The organism is Pseudomonas citronellolis, from assembly GCF_029335315.1.
Classification (GTDB): Bacteria; Pseudomonadota; Gammaproteobacteria; order Pseudomonadales; family Pseudomonadaceae; genus Pseudomonas; species Pseudomonas citronellolis_A.
The window spans coordinates 45771-61475 of sequence record NZ_JARJLT010000072.1; the positions used below are offsets into that span (position 1 = coordinate 45771).

11 protein-coding genes and 1 pseudogene are annotated in these 15705 nt (G+C 55.8%); 9 read left to right on the forward strand and 3 right to left on the reverse strand.

All coding sequences use genetic code 11. From position 1 onward, the window contains the following. Positions 1 to 41 precede the first annotated feature (41 nt). The 3 genes from P3W75_RS06215 to P3W75_RS06225 are packed head-to-tail and all read left to right on the forward strand — an operon-like array spanning position 42 to position 6332. Positions 42 to 2138 (forward strand): RecQ family ATP-dependent DNA helicase, encoded by a 2097-nt coding sequence (locus tag P3W75_RS06215; RefSeq protein WP_276226490.1) that lies wholly within the window; start codon positions 42 to 44, stop codon positions 2136 to 2138. Continuing rightward, on the forward strand, positions 2135 to 3493 hold the full coding sequence (locus P3W75_RS06220; RefSeq protein WP_276226491.1) for a DNA-processing protein DprA: 1359 nt from the start codon (positions 2135 to 2137) through the stop codon (positions 3491 to 3493). Before P3W75_RS06215 ends, P3W75_RS06220 begins: the two co-directional genes overlap by 4 nt. A gap of 19 nt (positions 3494 to 3512) precedes the next feature. Further along, positions 3513 to 6332 (forward strand): ATP-binding protein, encoded by a 2820-nt coding sequence (locus P3W75_RS06225; protein WP_276226492.1) that lies wholly within the window; start codon positions 3513 to 3515, stop codon positions 6330 to 6332. Positions 6333 to 6370: 38 nt separating this feature from the next. Here P3W75_RS06225 and P3W75_RS06230 read toward each other — a convergent pair whose 3' ends face one another. Then, positions 6371 to 6673, reverse strand: coding sequence for a hypothetical protein (locus tag P3W75_RS06230; protein ID WP_276226493.1), 303 nt, complete (start codon positions 6671 to 6673; stop codon positions 6371 to 6373). Between the two features lie 393 nt (positions 6674 to 7066). Here P3W75_RS06230 and P3W75_RS06235 point away from each other — a divergent pair. Next, a pseudogene (locus P3W75_RS06235) lies at positions 7067 to 7210 on the forward strand (transposase domain-containing protein); the annotation flags it as partial. Between the two features lie 26 nt (positions 7211 to 7236). On the opposite strand, the gene P3W75_RS06240 reads toward P3W75_RS06235, so the two are convergent. Continuing rightward, positions 7237 to 8499, reverse strand: coding sequence for a hypothetical protein (locus P3W75_RS06240; RefSeq protein WP_276226494.1), 1263 nt, complete (start codon positions 8497 to 8499; stop codon positions 7237 to 7239). Positions 8500 to 8580: 81 nt separating this feature from the next. Here P3W75_RS06240 and P3W75_RS06245 point away from each other — a divergent pair, with 81 nt between their 5' ends. Genes P3W75_RS06245 through P3W75_RS06260 form a run of 4 tightly spaced genes read left to right on the forward strand, consistent with a single transcriptional unit; the run spans position 8581 to position 12779 of the window. Then, a complete protein-coding gene (locus P3W75_RS06245) occupies positions 8581 to 8928 on the forward strand; it encodes a hypothetical protein (protein ID WP_276226495.1) in 348 nt (115 codons plus the stop codon). Positions 8929 to 8965: 37 nt separating this feature from the next. Beyond that, positions 8966 to 10987, forward strand: coding sequence for an AAA family ATPase (locus tag P3W75_RS06250; protein WP_276226496.1), 2022 nt, complete (start codon positions 8966 to 8968; stop codon positions 10985 to 10987). Beyond that, on the forward strand, positions 10984 to 11715 hold the full coding sequence (locus tag P3W75_RS06255) for a hypothetical protein (RefSeq protein ID WP_276226497.1): 732 nt from the start codon (positions 10984 to 10986) through the stop codon (positions 11713 to 11715). Before P3W75_RS06250 ends, P3W75_RS06255 begins: the two co-directional genes overlap by 4 nt. Beyond that, positions 11712 to 12779 (forward strand): hypothetical protein, encoded by a 1068-nt coding sequence (locus tag P3W75_RS06260; RefSeq protein WP_276226498.1) that lies wholly within the window; start codon positions 11712 to 11714, stop codon positions 12777 to 12779. Before P3W75_RS06255 ends, P3W75_RS06260 begins: the two co-directional genes overlap by 4 nt. 158 nt (positions 12780 to 12937) lie before the next feature. On the opposite strand, the gene P3W75_RS06265 is transcribed toward P3W75_RS06260, so the two are convergent. Continuing rightward, entirely contained in the window at positions 12938 to 14332 is a 1395-nt protein-coding gene (locus P3W75_RS06265) for a tyrosine-type recombinase/integrase (RefSeq protein WP_276226499.1), read from the reverse strand. 403 nt (positions 14333 to 14735) lie between these two features. On the opposite strand from P3W75_RS06265, the gene P3W75_RS06270 reads away from it, so the two are divergent. Continuing rightward, on the forward strand, positions 14736 to 15326 hold the full coding sequence (locus tag P3W75_RS06270) for a LysE family translocator (protein ID WP_276226500.1): 591 nt from the start codon (positions 14736 to 14738) through the stop codon (positions 15324 to 15326). Positions 15327 to 15705: the final 379 nt, after the last annotated feature.

A 15705-nucleotide genomic window follows, 5' to 3' on the forward strand; every position in this document is an offset into this window, starting at 1 on the left:
CGCAGTATCTTTGGGATGAATTGACGTAAAGGAATATAGGGATGCAACGGGATGATGCTGAGAGGCTGCTGAAAGTCGCTATTGGTAGCACGGCAGCCGTATTCAGGGATGGGCAGTGGGAGGCTATTGACGCCCTGGTTAACCAGCGCAAGAAGATGCTAGTTGTCCAGCGCACAGGCTGGGGCAAGAGCTCCGTGTACTTTATCAGTACGCGGATTCTGCGTGATCGAGGGCAGGGGCCAACCATTATCATCTCGCCTTTGCTGGCGCTGATGCGTAATCAGATCGAGGCGGCCGGCCGCCTGGGGATTAACGCGGTCACCATCAACTCCACCAATACCCATGAATGGGAGCAGGCTCGGCAGGCGGTGCTTGCTGATCAGGTCGATTGCTTGTTGATTTCTCCGGAACGGTTGTCGAACGAAGGGTTTATAGAAACCATTCTTCAGCCAATCGCGGACCGTATCGGCCTGATGGTGATTGATGAGGCGCACTGTATTTCCGACTGGGGACATGATTTTCGGCCGGACTACCGGCGCATCGTCAACATTCTGCGTTTCCTCCCAGCCAATACCCCTGTGCTGGGGACGACTGCTACAGCCAATGACCGAGTGGTTAAGGATATTCAGGCGCAGTTTGGCGATATCCATATCGTGCGTGGCACGCTGACCCGAGAGAGCCTTGCGTTGCAGAATTTGCGCATGCCTGATCAAGCGAGCCGCTTGGCATGGCTCGCTCAAACCATCCCGACACTGCCGGGTACTGGCATTCTTTATACGCTCACCCAGCGTGATAGCGAGCAGGTCACTCGCTGGTTGCGTGCGAATGGGATCAAGGCTGCGTCGTATCACAGTGATGTAGTCCACCCCGAATTCGATACCAGTGACCAATACCGTCAGCACCTGGAAGATGAGTTGCTGGCGAATAACATCAAGGTGTTGGTGGCGACCACTGCGCTGGGGATGGGCTATGACAAGCCGGATCTTGGCTTTGTCATTCACTACCAAGCGCCTGGCTCGATCGTCGCGTACTACCAGCAGGTTGGTCGTGCAGGGCGGGCGATCGATTATTCGCTCGGTCTGCTGATGTCTGGAGAGGAAGACGAGAAGATTCATGCTTTTTTTAGGCGCTCGGCCTTCCCGCCGGCTGGTCAAGTTCGGCACTTGCTGGGTGTGCTAGCGAGTCATGATGGTCTGACGCTGCGTGATTTGGAGGAGCACAGCAATCTCGCGCATGGGCAGATCGAGAAGATCCTTAAGCTACTCAGCGTTGAAAACCCTGCGCCGCTGATCAAGATCGGCAGCAAGTGGTATCGCACACCAGTTCCTTACGAGCTTGATGAAGAGCGAATTGCTCAGCTCACCCTGTTGCGCGAGCAGGAGTGGCAGCAAGTGCAGGCTTACTTGAATGAGCCTGGCTGCCTGATGGCGTTTTTACGCTCTGCGCTTGATGACCCCGAGCATGAGGCGTGCGGTAAGTGCGCAAACTGCCTCGGTAAGGCGCTGGTGTCCGGTGCTGTGGGCAGCAGGCTGGTGCATGAGGCCGCGACCTTTGTTCGGCATGCCGAGTTTCCCATCAAACCCAAGAAGCAGGTCGCCAAGGGGGGCTTTCAACATTACGGCTTCCCGACGAATCTACCCCCTCAGCTTCAGGCGGAAGAAGGGCGTGTTCTGTCGCAATGGCGTGATGGTGGCTGGGGAGATTTAGCGGCTGACGGCAAAGAACAAGGCCATTTTGACGACGCGTTGGTTGCTGCTATTGCAGAGATGATCCAAGCGCGTTGGCAGCCTGAACCAAAGCCTACCTGGCTGTGCTGTGTGCCTTCTCTGGGGCATCCAACGCTGGTTCCTGATTTCGGTCGACGGCTGGCTGCTGCTCTGTGGATTCCCTTTGTCGAGTGCGTAAGCAAGGTCAGGCAGAATGAGCCACAGAAGTGGCAATACAATCGCTTCCACCAGTGCCGGAATTTAGATGGCGTTTTCGCTGTAGGCGAAGGTATCCCATCGGGCCCGGTACTGCTGGTTGATGACATGATCGATTCAGGCTGGACGATGACCGTTATTGCTGCACTGCTTAGGCGTGCGGGTAGCGGGCCTGTCTATCCGCTGGCAATTTCATCTACGGCAAGCAAGGCATGATAAATACCAATACACAGTCGATCCTGCTGCTGACTTCTTATTTCTCGAAGTCAGCTGGCGACGCAAAACCGCTTTCTCCGACGGAGTGGGGGCGTTTCGCACTGTGGCTCAACGAGCAAGGCAAGACGCCTGCAGACCTGGTGACGGCTGAGCCGCGTGCAGTGTTGCAGGGCTGGCAAGACGACAAGATCTCGTTGGCGCGCATCGAGCAGCTACTTGGGCGAGGGCATGCGTTGGCATTGGCCCTGGAGAAATGGAGTCGCGCTGGGATATGGGTGCTTACTCGCTCGGATGCTGACTATCCCAAGCTGCTCAAGCAGCGACTGCGTAACAGCGCCCCTCCCGTTCTGTTCGGTTGTGGCAATGCGCGCCTGCTGAATCAGCGTGGTGTTTGTGTGGTCGGTGCACGCAAGGCTGATGAGGCGGATCTCGGTTTCGCCACTGCCTTGGGTGAGCGTATTGCGGTGGCAGGTTTTTCGGTGGTCTCCGGGGGGGCGCGTGGCGTCGATGAGGCTGCAATGTTGGGTGGTTTGAACCAGGATGGAACTGTAATCGGCATCATGGCAGACAGCCTGCTGTCGGCGGCGATGGCCAGCAAGTGGCGGAAGGGATTGATGGACAACAATCTCGTGCTGGTTTCGCCGTTTTATCCTGAAGCTGGTTTCAACGCCGGAAACGCCATGGCGCGGAACAAGTACATCTACTGCCTGAGCCAAGCAGCGGTGGTGGTTCGTTCTGATACGAAAGGCGGGACCTGGAGCGGAGCGATTGAAAACCTGAAAAAAGCATGGGTGCCTCTTTGGGTTAAGCGAGTTCAGGATGTTCAGTCTGGAAACCAGGCGCTGATATCGGAAGGTGGATATTGGTTGCAGGGGGCTGTCGAGAATCTGGATATTCAGAGTTTGTGTGCGCCAGTCACCTCTAATCCGGCTGCTGCCGATCTGCTTTCTACTGATAGCGGAGTTGCTGTTACCGATACAGAGCCAGCAGGCCCGAATGTCGCTGAGGAAGATCCCTCACAAGCATCGTCCTCAGTCAGTGGCCCGGTTGATCAGGCTTCTCAAACGAGTCCCGAGCCAAATGCCGTCGCTATTGAAATGAGTTTTTATCAGTTCTTCCTCAGCAAAATGGCGCACCTCCAGGCAGCCGTCACCGCTGACGAGTTGGCTGAGCGGTGGGATGTGCCAAAGAAGCAGATCAACGATTGGCTCAAGCAGTCGGTCGACGAAGGGCGTGTGCGCAAGCTTTCAAAACCTGTGCGCTATCAGCTCATGAAAGACCCTGGGCTAGAAAACGTAGCTGCTGAAAAAACAGGTAGTGAATCTGTCGGGCAGCTGGGGCTTGGCCTCGATTAATTTTTGAAGGGATTATCTAATGTCGTTGAAACCCTGGCGCCTTATCGCCGAACCCCATGAAGACGTGCGCAGCGGCACTTTTGTTCAGGCGGAGTTCGCTGCCGATATCACTCGTGTCCACACCGGCACGGCGGCGGCGGAGTACCAAGATCCAAAGCTGTTTTTTCAGCGCACCTTTATTACCGAGGGTATGCGTCTTTTGCTGGATTCGGTGGTTAAGCGCTTGTCTGGTAAAGGCGGCGACCCTGTCATTCAGCTGCAGACGGCCTTCGGCGGCGGCAAGACCCACACCATGCTGGCGGTCTATCACCTCGCTCAGGGCAAGGTTCCGGCTAGTGAGATGCCCGGCGTCGGCTCGATTCTTAACAAAGCAGGTGTTAACGAGCTGGCACCTGCGCGTGTAGCAGTGCTGGATGGCATCAAGTCGTCTCCCAACCAGCCGGTGCAGCATGGCGCCTGTTCAGTGCGCACGCTGTGGGGTGAGCTGGCTTGGCAGCTGGGCGGTGAAGAGGGATATGCTCTAGTAGCTGATGCCGACTTGTCTGGCACCTCACCGGGTAAAGATGTGCTGGTTACGTTGCTGAGCCGATATGCGCCGTGCGTGATCCTGGTCGACGAGTTGGTGGCCTATATCCGTCAGTTCGAGGAGGGCATTTCGCTGGCCGGCGGAACCTTCGACTCCAACCTGACCTTTATTCAGGCGCTAACCGAGGCGCTCAAGGCTGTACCGACGGCCGTGATGTTGGCCTCATTGCCAGAGTCCGAAAAAGAGGCTGGCAGTCAGCGCGGTGTGCGTGCCCTGGAAGCACTGTCGCACTACTTCGGACGTGTTCAGGCGCTATGGAAGCCGGTGGCCACGGAGGAGGCGTTCGAGATCGTTCGTCGCCGGCTGTTCAGCCGAATCAATGACCAGCTAGCCGCCGAGCAAGTTTGCCGTCAGTTTGCGGATTTCTATATTGCTCATAGCGGCAAGTTTCCCTCGGAAACCCAGGAAAGCCATTACTACGAGCGCCTGAAGCAGGCTTACCCGATTCATCCTGAGGTGTTTGACCGGCTGTATGACGACTGGTCGAGCCTCGACAACTTCCAGCGCACCCGTGGCGTGCTGAAGATGATGGCCAAGATCATCTACAGCCTGTGGAAAGACGGAAACAACGATCCGTTGATCATGGCCGGCAGCCTGCCGTTTTCGGATTCCGACACCCGTAACGAGTTCACCTATTACCTGCCAGCAGGCTGGGATCCGGTGGTGGATCGGGATATCGACGGGCCGCGTGCCGAAACTGTTGCCATCGAAAACCACGATGCGCGGCTGGGTGCTGTGCACGCCTGCCGTCGGACTGCACGTACGATTTTCCTCGGTAGTGCGCCGACAACCTCCAGTCAGCTGGTTCGCGGTATCGAACTTGAGCGCGTGCTGCTTGGTAGTGCTCAGCCGGAGCAGCAACTGGGGCTGTATGAAGATGCACTGCGTCGTTTGGGTGACAAGTTGCATTACCTGAACAGTGCCAATGGTCGCTATTGGTTTGACACTCGCCCGAACCTGCGTCGTGAGATGGAGGAGCGCAAGAAACGCTTCAAGGACCGCGAGGATGTTTTCCCGACCCTGCGTCAGCGCCTGAATAATTTGGGCGGCTGTTTTGGTGGTGTACACGTATTTACCGGCAGTGGTGATGTGCCAGATGACTGGACGCTGCGCCTGGTGGTGCTGGCACCTGACTCGCCTTACAGCAAAACTGGGCCGAATGCGGCGCGGAACAAGGCGCTGGAAATCCTTAAAAGTCGAGGTGAGCAGCCACGGCAAAAGCAGAATCGCCTGATTTTCCTGGCTGCGGATGCCGACAACGTGAGCCGCATGAAGGATCACGCGCGTTCAGTTTTGGCCTGGGAGTCCATTGTCAGCGACTACAAGGACAACCGTCTGACGCTCGACAATCTGATGGCCAATAATGCTTCGGCCAGTCTAGATCAGGCCCGTGATACGCTGAATCGTAGCCTGCGCGAAACCTGGAAGTGGCTGCTGGCGCCTGTGCAGCATGCTAGTAATTTGACTGAGATCGTTTGGGAACCCTATGCCATCAATCCGGGGGCTTCGAGCTTGTCCCAAGAGATTGAAAAGGTTCTGCGGGAAAACGAGCTGCTGATTACCGAGTGGGCGCCGATCCATCTGTCCAACATGCTCAAGCGCTGGTTCTGGAAGGACGGCGGAGCTGATGTCGGGGCGCTGGATGTGTGGCAGAAAACCTGCTGCTACTTGTACCTGCCGCGTCTGCGAGATGATCAGGTGTTTGCCCGCACTCTGAACCAAGGTGTGCAGAGCAAGGACTTCTTTGCAGTAGCGCAGGGCAAGGAGGGCGACCGCTATCCGGGCTTTGTGTATGGCAAATCAACTTCGGTCATTCTTGACGGTTCTTGCCTGCTAATCGAACCAAGCGCGGCGTCGGACTATGCGGAGGCACTCCTAGCCGCCAGTGCGGCATCCACGGTGCAGCCGTCTGCAGGGGGGCTTATCCATGACATTCCTGCCGGAAGCTCTGGAGGAACTGCTGGTGGTGCTGGTACGGGTGGCAGTTCTTCTGGTTCGACCGATGCAACAGTGGTCAAGGCATTGCCGACGCAGTTCTATGCCAGCGCTGAGCTAGATCCGGTCAAGGCCAAGATGCAGTTTGCAACGCTGGTTGACGAGGTGATTCAGCAGTTCACCGCCAAGCATGGCGTGAATGTGACCATCTCCATCGATATCCAGGCCAGCAGCGCGGGTGGTTTTGATGACTCAGTGCAGCGGTCGGTGAAGGAGAACTGCAGCGTATTGAAGGTGAATACCTACGAGTTTGAGTAGAGTCCTTGAGGGTGGGCGTCCTTGATAAACGCCCGCTGCTACTGCCAATGCCCCGGGATTTCGATGCCGTAGTTCTTGGCGACGGTTTTTAGCGTTGCGAGGATCTCTGCGTGTCGTGCCTGGTCGGCTGGCTGCCAGGTCTCACGGCGATCCAGTAGGCCTTTCAGCTCGCCCAGGTTGTACATTCCCAGTCGGTGAAAGTTTCCCCAGCTCGGTACGCCAAACAGGTTGTAGATGACCACGGTGGCGTCGCGTTCGCTGGCAAGACGCTTTTCCCCGCTGAGCTTTTCGGCAGCAGCTTCGGCTTCATCTCGATCGTCGTAGGTGTTGAGCAGTTTCATCAGTACTTGGCTGTAGTCCAATTAGGCGGTGGATTCTGCCTGACAGGCAAAAAAAGAACATCTAAGGATCTGTTCAGGTAGAGCCGCAGGCAAGCGGCTCTACCTGAACATGTACCAATCGAATTAGCTCCGTTGCAGCAGGCTGAGGATCCAGCACGTCAGCAATACAGCGACGAGCAGTGGTGAAAACTGCACCACCAGAATCACTAGTAGCAACGACTCACCGAGTTGAGCACCGAGCGCGCAGCTACCTACACCGCCGGCCAGGCCGCCGAGGATGTCTCTGTCGCTAGTCCCCCGTCTGAAGGCGTGACAGACCGCGCAGCCGTCAATGGAGCTATTGCGGCTGATTGTGGGTGGCCGGTCGGAATGGAGTAGTAGCCCATTGTTAGTATGAGCCTGATCCAGTCGGCGCGAATGAATGGGCATGATCCGTATGCCTATCTCAAGGATGTGCTCACGCGGCTGCCGACGCAGAAGGCCAGCACTCTGACTGAGTTACTGCCGCACAACTGGGTATCCGCCGGCAAGGTGTAATGCCCGTTCGCTTACCATTGTTAGCCTCAGGGGTTCTTGCGAAGGACGAGAAGCGTCTCGTTAAGTTCGGCCCGCCAGCCTTGCTGTGCTGAGGATCGCATGGAGCGGAACGCCTCACTTCGTACCCATTGGTAACCCATGCTCAACGCCAACTCTTTCAAGATATCTGCTACTGGCACCAGCGTACCGTTGTACAGGCTATCTCCAACGACAGCCCATACTTCGCCCCCGGCATAGATCTTGTTGTGCAGGTCAGCCAGTATTTGATGCATGTCCGCGAAGTAGGCATCCACCATTGCTGGAATGTTCTTATTCCAAAGCAGGCTCGCCTGGTCATGAAGGCGTTCGGAGACGATATCGAGTGCTTTCGATCCCGGCGGTTTAGCCGCGTACTCACGGTGAATCTGAACGTGAGAAGTCAGCGTTGATTGCCTTAGGGTTCGGTTAGAAGCTGTGTCTGAAAGGTACCCCAGCATCCACAACTCGACGTTGTACACATCTGTGTAGTCGAACGAGTTTGGGTAGGGGGGGGAAAATACCGCGAGGTCAGCTTGCGGTACCTCCCGCAGCTTTTCCCTTGAATCCCCCCGAAGCAGAGTAAAGGAGCGAACCGGCCTAAAGGCATGGGCAGTGAGTTCGATGAGCGCCATCTCAACCCGCTGCATGAACATCTTATCAAGTGCCTCTGGCGTTGCTTGGCGTGAGAGCCAATTCTGCCGATAGCGTCGTCCTTTACCGCTTACCAGAACATTGCTGACATCGACAACAACCCCCCCCAGCAATGCCAGGAAAAAGCGTCGATGCGCCTCTAGTTTGAGTGCAGAGACTCCTACTCGATACGCCTCAATCCGTTGCGCAACTGCATCGGAGTATATCCAGCGACCATTTACCCCAGGTTCGACAAATGTCGGGGGGAGGTGGCTTAGGTCAAAACGAGGAGCATCACGCAACCCCATCTTCAGTCGCTGAAAGTCCCGAAGTAGTCCAACGGGATCGTGATCCGTCAGCTTTGCCTCGATCAAATCGGCAAGATAGGGATTGACCTCAATCGTGACAGGCTCAACCCCTAAAAACTGACAGGTGAGAGCCGTTGTTCCCGACCCGCCAAAGGGATCGATGCAGCGCGTTACCGGACGGCCGCTCTCGCCCAGCGCGCGAGCAACAAGCTCAGGCGCGAACGCTTCCTTGAATTTCCGCCACTGTTGGAATGGCAGAGGATGTGCCCCTGCGTTAGTGCCCAGAGTTGGCACCACCCGACCTTGAGTCCAGCGCTCAAATGCAGCCTGCATTTCTTCTCCTTCGAACCTGTTGCGCGTGCGCTGAAGTGATGATAAATATGCGCATAGATTTGTCAATAAATGCGCGTTTAAATGCCGAAAAGAAATGCTACAGCCATCGACGTCGGAGCTGCGCTGGCGAGCGCCTTCTCTCGACGAGGCCAGACGCAATCACAGGTGGCTGCGATGTATGGCGTATCGCAAAGTCGCATTGGGCGTATTTATGCTGGTGATTTCACTCGGCGATCTCACACGGCCAAACAGATGTGCGAGGACACAGGGGTAAAGTTCCTTGATGCGCCAGCCGATATGGATCGATATGCGCATAACAGGAAGCGCTTGATTCGGCTGCTCGATGTCGTGTGGAAAGGTACAGATGAGGATGCGGCATACTTAGCCGATGCATTGATCGCGATCGGCCGGTTGCGGCATAGCGACTGATCCGGGCAAGGTGCGATTATTTCTACAAGGAGGTACTGTGAAACGAACCATATCTTTGCCAGTGCTTGATCACCTCGTAGTGCGGCACTATCCCTTGTATCCAGGCAAAGACGGGCAGGGCCTCGAACTAAATCTCAAAGATGGCGTGTCAGTACTCGCGGGCATCAACGGCATCGGCAAGACTACTCTACTCAATTTACTTCTGCGCATGCTGATCGGTCCTGCCGACCCTAGGAAGGCTGAGCAAGAACTGGGAAGAGTCAGCAAGCGTGATCTGACACTCCCTCGCAAGTTTGACTACTTTTCTTTGCGAGTTCCAGACAAGCTTGGCGAAGACGCTACAGCCACTCTGACATTCCGCATTGGCACACGAGCTATCACAGTTACGCGCTTGATGCGCGACATGGCACTGAAATCCGTTACCGTGGACGGAGCCAAGCTGAAGGTTGCTGGAGAGATCGAATTCATCGCTGAGCTTGCCAATTGGGCGGGCATAGCCTCTGCGTACGATTTCCATATCACGGTTCGATACCTGCAATTCTTTGCTGAAGATCGGCTTCCCATCTTGTGGTCGCCCGGCACGCAGTTCGAGTTCTTCAAGATCCTCTTTTTCGAAAGCGCACTGCAGGATGAGCTGAACGAAGCCTTTGCACAAATCCAGCGGGTCGACACGGACTATCGAAACAGAAAGCACCAACTCGAGAAGCGGGAAAAGGAGTTGCCGCCCCTCCCAGAAACATCGGGCATCAGCACCGATAAACTACACGAACTAGCTGGCGAGGCGGAAAAAGTATTCGAGCTCGCTGACGAAGAGAGCGAGCGTGCGACAGACCAGTACCAGCAAGCCCGCCAGTGCCTCTTTGACGCCGATGATGCGCTTGCTCACGCAGAGACGAACCTGACACAAGCAGAGGCAGATTTCATAGCAGCCGACGCTCATTACATAGCTCACTGTCTCCCCAGCCTCGACGACAAACTGAGCTTTCTCATGCAGGGCCTGGGAAGCTCTCAAGGATGCTTCGTGTGTGGTACTCGCGGGAAAAAGCAGCACGATGACATAAGTAAGAGTCTTCGACAGGGCCATTGCTTCGTTTGCCACTCCCCGCTGCCGGCAGACCAGCAGGCACTCAGTCCCACTTCCGCATCCGTCGTCCGGGACGCAGAGGATTTGTTGGAGCGGGCGCATGCAGAGGTTAACCAGGCGCGCGAACGCCGTGAACAGATTGAGGTAGAGCTGAAAGATCACGGCGAGAAAATGCAGCAAGCCAGCTCGAAACGAAGAGTTACGCTTCAGCAGCTTGAAGATTATCGGCGAAGCATTCCTTCTGACGCCACAGACAAATTCGGCGACGTGCGCTCAAGACTCAACCAAGAGCGCAAAAACCTACTGGCACTCATCGCTGAACGTGATCGTCACGTCGAAGCTTATCGAGCCGCTGTCGATAAAGGGCAGATCACGATGGCAACATTGATGGACAATCTTCGGCAGATATTTACGAACTATGCCGAAGACTTCCTCATGGAAGAAGTAGCGGTCGACATGGCGCGGAATACGCCTTTCAAACCCGCGACGGGTGCAAAAAAGGTAAACATTCCCACGTTCACCGTAAAAATGACCTCGAGCACTTTCAGGCAGCCCGAAGCGCGCCTTAGCAGCAACAGCGTCTCTGAATCGCAGAAGGAGTTCCTGGACCTTGCATTCCGAATGGCGATGCTTGATCTCATTGCTCCTGGTGAGAGCATGACCGTCGTGGTCGAAACACCAGAAGCCAGCCTTGATAGCTGGTTCATGCGTCGAGCGGCTGCACTTATGCGTCGATTCACTCAGGTAAGCGCGACCGCCTCACGTCGACTCATCGCTACGTCGAATTTGAATGGCACTAAGATGATTCCCGCCCTACTGGGCATTTTAGGCGATGACAACCAGATCATCACCCCGCGACCGAAAAACGCCGGCCATCTGGTAAACCTTCTGGAAGAGACCGCTCGCCCTACAGTGCTGCGGGAAGCAGATGCGACCAGCTTGCTCGAGGAAGAGATCAAGGGGTATATCGCATGAAAGGGACCGTCAAGCCCAGAAAGAGCGATTACGAGGGGCTGCAGTTCGTCCGCTGGGTTCTCATGGTTGTTGTTGCATCGCGCGCGGCCGGAATGCGTGAGCTCAACCGCGGGCGTCTGCACGTCCTACTCTTCCAGTCCTTTGCATCCTCACTGTATTACGGAATAAAACCACTCAGGCAGCGGGCCCAACGTACTGTTCATGGCCCGTATTACCGCGCGGCGCATATTGCCGTCGGAAAGCTCGTTCTGAGTGGTCTGGCTACTCTCGAAGAATACAATCCCCTAGATCATAAACAGGGCATCCAGTTCGACGGAAAGCTTTCCCCTACGCCTGCAGGATTGAAAGTTGTACACGCATTGCGGGCAACAAAATCCGGTGAGCTGCTTTATCGCTTCTTACTCGACTTGTGTCTTAGCACCGTAGAAGCGGTACACGTCACACGGGACAACGAATTTCCCCAGGGCACAACTGAGCCAGAGCTCGCCGAGCAGTTGGAGCTCTTGGCTCAAGCCTCCATTGATGACGTTCTGCTCGCAGACCTAAGCTACCAGAGGGCAAGTAAGCGCGAGGGTGTACTCTTGCAGGTAGTAGAAAACCCGGACGATATCCCGCTGACAGTGCGTGGACTCCGCGAGGTCGCTGGCGCGATTGCCGACGGACGGTATAAAAATCGACGAGACGTGCTTACTGCCTACCAATTCTTGCTTCGCCAGAGGGTGGCATGACCGACGAAAACTCTTTTTCGCATAACGAACTGTCGTCTGCCATTCAGCTTCAACCAAGCATTTCAGGAGCAGATGAAGCTGCCCGCTTTACGCAGCATTGTGTAGATTATTACCAGCGCTGGTTCGCATCCAGCAGCTATAGGATTAACTCGATTCCGCCTGACCAGGCCGCGCTCTTTGTTTACACTCAAGCGCCGGACGTAGCTCCGGGAATAACAGAGATCAAGGTAAGTGATCTTAAGCGCGCGCACATCAACACGCTTTCTGTCGAAAGCGGAGTTGTCGTCTGTAACGAAAACTTGCGCTCGTCCTTTCGCGTGCCTGTGGCGCTCACAAGTAGCGACGAGATCATGGACTTCGTGCTCAACAGTATGAACGCCGACCAAACTTTCGTCATCATGCTGATGACCAAGCAGAAATTACTCGTCCATCACGCCGGCGTTCAGATTGGAGAGTGGTACGACAACCCGTTAACCGTCAATGTCAGCAGTGTGGATAATGTTGTGAGCCTAGAGTCGGTGGATGAGCAGCTAAAAATTTACCACGACGACCATACGAGCACTCCGAGAGCCTGTACTGCGCGATTGATGTGGAAGACAGACGGGAATAAGCCAAAGCTGTCCCATATGCCAGAACTCCATGTTCAAACTACACTTCTGACCCATTTGAAGGCTTGGTATAAACAGGTCAACGTGATTGTTCAGGAAGAGGTCCCCAATTCAGGCGGGCGCGTGGACATCCAGATATCTCGTGCGACTGCAGGAAAAATGGTCAAGAGCACTCTGGAACTCAAAGTGCTCAAACCCGAAAAGAGTGACAATTGGAATCGTGATTGGGGCTTGGAGGGTATCCAGCAAGCGAAGCGTTACATCAACCACGAGACAGACTTCTCCATGGCGTGCTTGTTCGATGCCCGCTTGGACAAGACCGATGCACTTCCCGCTCTACAACCCTCGGCGGACGCGGCGGGTGTGCACCTCCGGCGATTCCCCATGGACCCTCCGAAATCAAAAGAGCCCAAGGCAATAAAACCTGACGCTGCTGCCCCGGACAGTACTAGCTAGCGGCGAGAAGGCAACCGTTGGAAAGCACTTAGGCCGGGATCTTCATCATGATCGACTTTCTAGGGCGCGATGATCTGTACCGGGCTGAGTGGGCACCGACTTAAGATGGATACAGGCGAATCTTTACGCTGCCGTGCGCACTGACATGCCTGAGGCGATTAGTCAGCTGCTGGTGTTACTAAGATTTTTTCCAGCTTAGCTCCGAGAAGCCACCATGCCTCGGCTTTCTCCTTCGCATAGTCGTGATGCAAATAATGTCGGCGCACTTTGGAACCACCCAACAGATGGTTTTGGCAGCGGTCAATGATCTCTAGTGCGACCCCCAGTTCCTGCATCATGGTCGCACCGGTGCGGCGCAAGTCATGCGGTGTCCATTCGCCCTTGGTGCCCTTGCTCAGCACCAGTGAGTCGTCATGGTGGCGACCTGTCAGGGGCTTGCTGCGGTTCTTGAAGCGGCATTGCCGGTCGCCGATCAGCTTGCTGACCGTCTTGGTGTCGACATAGTTGTTCTCGTCCTTACTCGGGAAGCAGAACGAGGTATGGCCAGTTTCTTCTTTCAGGCGCTTGAACTGGTTCAGCGCGAATGGCGACAGGAATACATGGTGATCCTGGCGTTTGCCCTTGTGTCCCTTGGTGGCTTCGGCCGGGATGAACCAGGTACCTTTGTCCAGATCCACATGGCGCCATTCGGATTTGAGCAACTCGCCGATACGGCAGAGGGTGCTCAGGCAGATCCAGGCGGCACATTGCACGCGTGAATTGACCGGGCGGATGCCGGAATATTTCTGGCCGGCGGGCAGGGCGTCGTAGTCGCGCTCCAGGCGAGCAAAGATGTCGTGCAGCTCGCGAATTTCGTCAGGTGAGAGCAGGCGATCGCGTTGCTCCTCGTAGTCGTGGTCGAGCAGTTTGTTGACCTCTACCAGGTCGGCTGGGTTGCCGTCTGACATGAGAGTGCGCCACGGCTTACGTTTCTCTCCCCAGCGCAGCATTTGGCCGATGTCCTTACTGCGGATTACCACGGTGCGGTTCAGTCCGCGGGCTTTGACATGGCGCAGGACGTTGAGCAGGTCTTTCTCGCTAAGGGTGCGCAGCGGTTTCTTGCCAATGAGCGGTAGTACATCCTTGGTGAAGCTGCGGCGCAGCTCGGCATTGCCGTCCTGACGGGATACACCGTCGCGCATCCATTCTTCGAAGAGATCGGCGACTGTCTTGTTCTCAGCTGCCTGGCGCTCGGCTTCGGCAATGGTTGCGGCGATGGCGGCCTGGGCCTCGATTTTGGCGGCCTTGCGGGCAGCAGTGGGATCGACCCCCTTTGTCACTGTGGCTTTCACTTCGTCGCGCTGGGCACGAATCTGCGCCAGCGACTTCTTTGGCCAACTGCCCAGGCGATGATCGCGTTTTGCCCCATCCAGTTTGAACTCGTAGCGAAACAGGACAGTGATGCCTCGTACTCCGGCACGAACCTTGGCGACCAGCCCGCCGTCTTCGCGCAGTGTCTTGCCGTCGTCGGCCGAGGTGAGTGCTTCCAGTTGCTTCGCCGTCAGTTTTGCCACCTTCTACCCCTTGCCCAATTCGGGTGTCTTGGAATTTTGCCCCACTTTTGCCCCACCGAATCGCTTGGCTGCTGGTGGATGCTCATGGATCGTGATGGATGCTAATTTAGCCTGTATGCCCCGTATTTACTAGGGTGTAGGCGATCCGTCAGTGTCCGCTAGCGTCCATGTAAATCCATTAAATAAGCGCATGGGGTGCAAGGGGTAGAGTGTTTGAATCACTCCGTCCCGACCAAATTCGAAAAGGCCGGTTCAGACCGGCCTTTTTCATTTGCGCTTTTTCCTGGGGCATGAGCTCCTTCCCGTCTTCTTTGTCCCTTCTTTAGGCGTACGCCTGTTCTGGTCCTGGCATTTGTAGTCGCGATTCGATGCTCGAGGCCGCCTGGGTGTCTGCATTCTATATATGCTGCTTGGGTCCTTTCGCTTCGCTGGAGTACCTATGATCTCGCTGGCGTTGCTATGGCTCGTGGCTGTCGTCACTCCTGGTCCGAATTTCTTCGCGGTGGCGCAGACCGCTGCGTGGCATTCTTGGCGTCGTGGGGTTGTGACTGCTTCGGGTGTCGCCAGCGGTACGGTCGTTTGGGCTTTGGCGGGTGGCTTGGGGGTCCGGTCGTTGTTCGTCGTTGCGCCCTTCCTCTATATGGCGTTGAAAGTGGCTGGTGGTTGCTACCTCATCTATCTGGGGGCGCGTCTGTTGTGGCGTAGTCGTTCGGCGGTGGAGGGGCAGGGGAGTGTGGTTGCTGCTCGGCCGACTGTGCTGTCGGCATATCGGCTCGGGTTGCTTTCCAATCTGACCAATCCCAAGACGGCGCTGTTCGTTGCCTCTATCTTCGCTGCCGTCATTCCTTCGGCGCCTTCCCCTGGTTTGCTGATAGGCGCTGCAGTGACCATGGCCGGCGCCGCTGCGGTGTATGCCCGGTGCCGGCGCTGGCTGGATGCTTTTGCCGGGGCTTGCTATCTGTTCTTCGGCTTGCGGCTGGTGATGGTTCGCTGACGGGCTGCAATAAAAGTTTCAGAAAGTCGTTGACGGGGATTTTTATCTCCCTATAATGCGCACCACTCCCAGCGACGAAGCGCTGAAAGAGCTTGAAAATCAAGCACTTAATTAGGTTCGGAGTTGGGGTGGTGGTCAGGCAGGTGGTTCACTTGCCGCTTTTCAGTTTGTGCTTCGGCAGTGAGTTGAAAAGAAGATCGCCGAGGTGCTTGACAGTGGCTCTGGTTGCTGTAGAATGCGCCTCCCGCTGATGAGAAGGTTCGCCTTCGCTGAAGCGCAAGCGGTTGAGTAGGAATGCAAAATTCTGAAAATAACGCTTGACGGAACAAGAGGTTGGCGTAGAATGCGCGCCTCGGTTGAGACGAAAGGATCAACCAAC

What these genes read in the sequence shown, in the direction of transcription:
- P3W75_RS06215 (WP_276226490.1), top strand. Translation starts at nt 42, where the DNA reads ATGCAACGGGATGATGCTGAGAGGCTGCTGAAAGTCGCTATTGGTAGC.
- P3W75_RS06220 (WP_276226491.1), top strand. Translation starts at nt 2,135, where the DNA reads ATGATAAATACCAATACACAGTCGATCCTGCTGCTGACTTCTTATTTC.
- P3W75_RS06225 (WP_276226492.1), top strand. Translation starts at nt 3,513, where the DNA reads ATGTCGTTGAAACCCTGGCGCCTTATCGCCGAACCCCATGAAGACGTG.
- P3W75_RS06230 (WP_276226493.1), bottom strand. Translation starts at nt 6,673, where the DNA reads ATGAAACTGCTCAACACCTACGACGATCGAGATGAAGCCGAAGCTGCT.
- P3W75_RS06240 (WP_276226494.1), bottom strand. Translation starts at nt 8,499, where the DNA reads ATGCAGGCTGCATTTGAGCGCTGGACTCAAGGTCGGGTGGTGCCAACT.
- P3W75_RS06245 (WP_276226495.1), top strand. Translation starts at nt 8,581, where the DNA reads ATGCCGAAAAGAAATGCTACAGCCATCGACGTCGGAGCTGCGCTGGCG.
- P3W75_RS06255 (WP_276226497.1), top strand. Translation starts at nt 10,984, where the DNA reads ATGAAAGGGACCGTCAAGCCCAGAAAGAGCGATTACGAGGGGCTGCAG.
- P3W75_RS06260 (WP_276226498.1), top strand. Translation starts at nt 11,712, where the DNA reads ATGACCGACGAAAACTCTTTTTCGCATAACGAACTGTCGTCTGCCATT.
- P3W75_RS06270 (WP_276226500.1), top strand. Translation starts at nt 14,736, where the DNA reads ATGCTGCTTGGGTCCTTTCGCTTCGCTGGAGTACCTATGATCTCGCTG.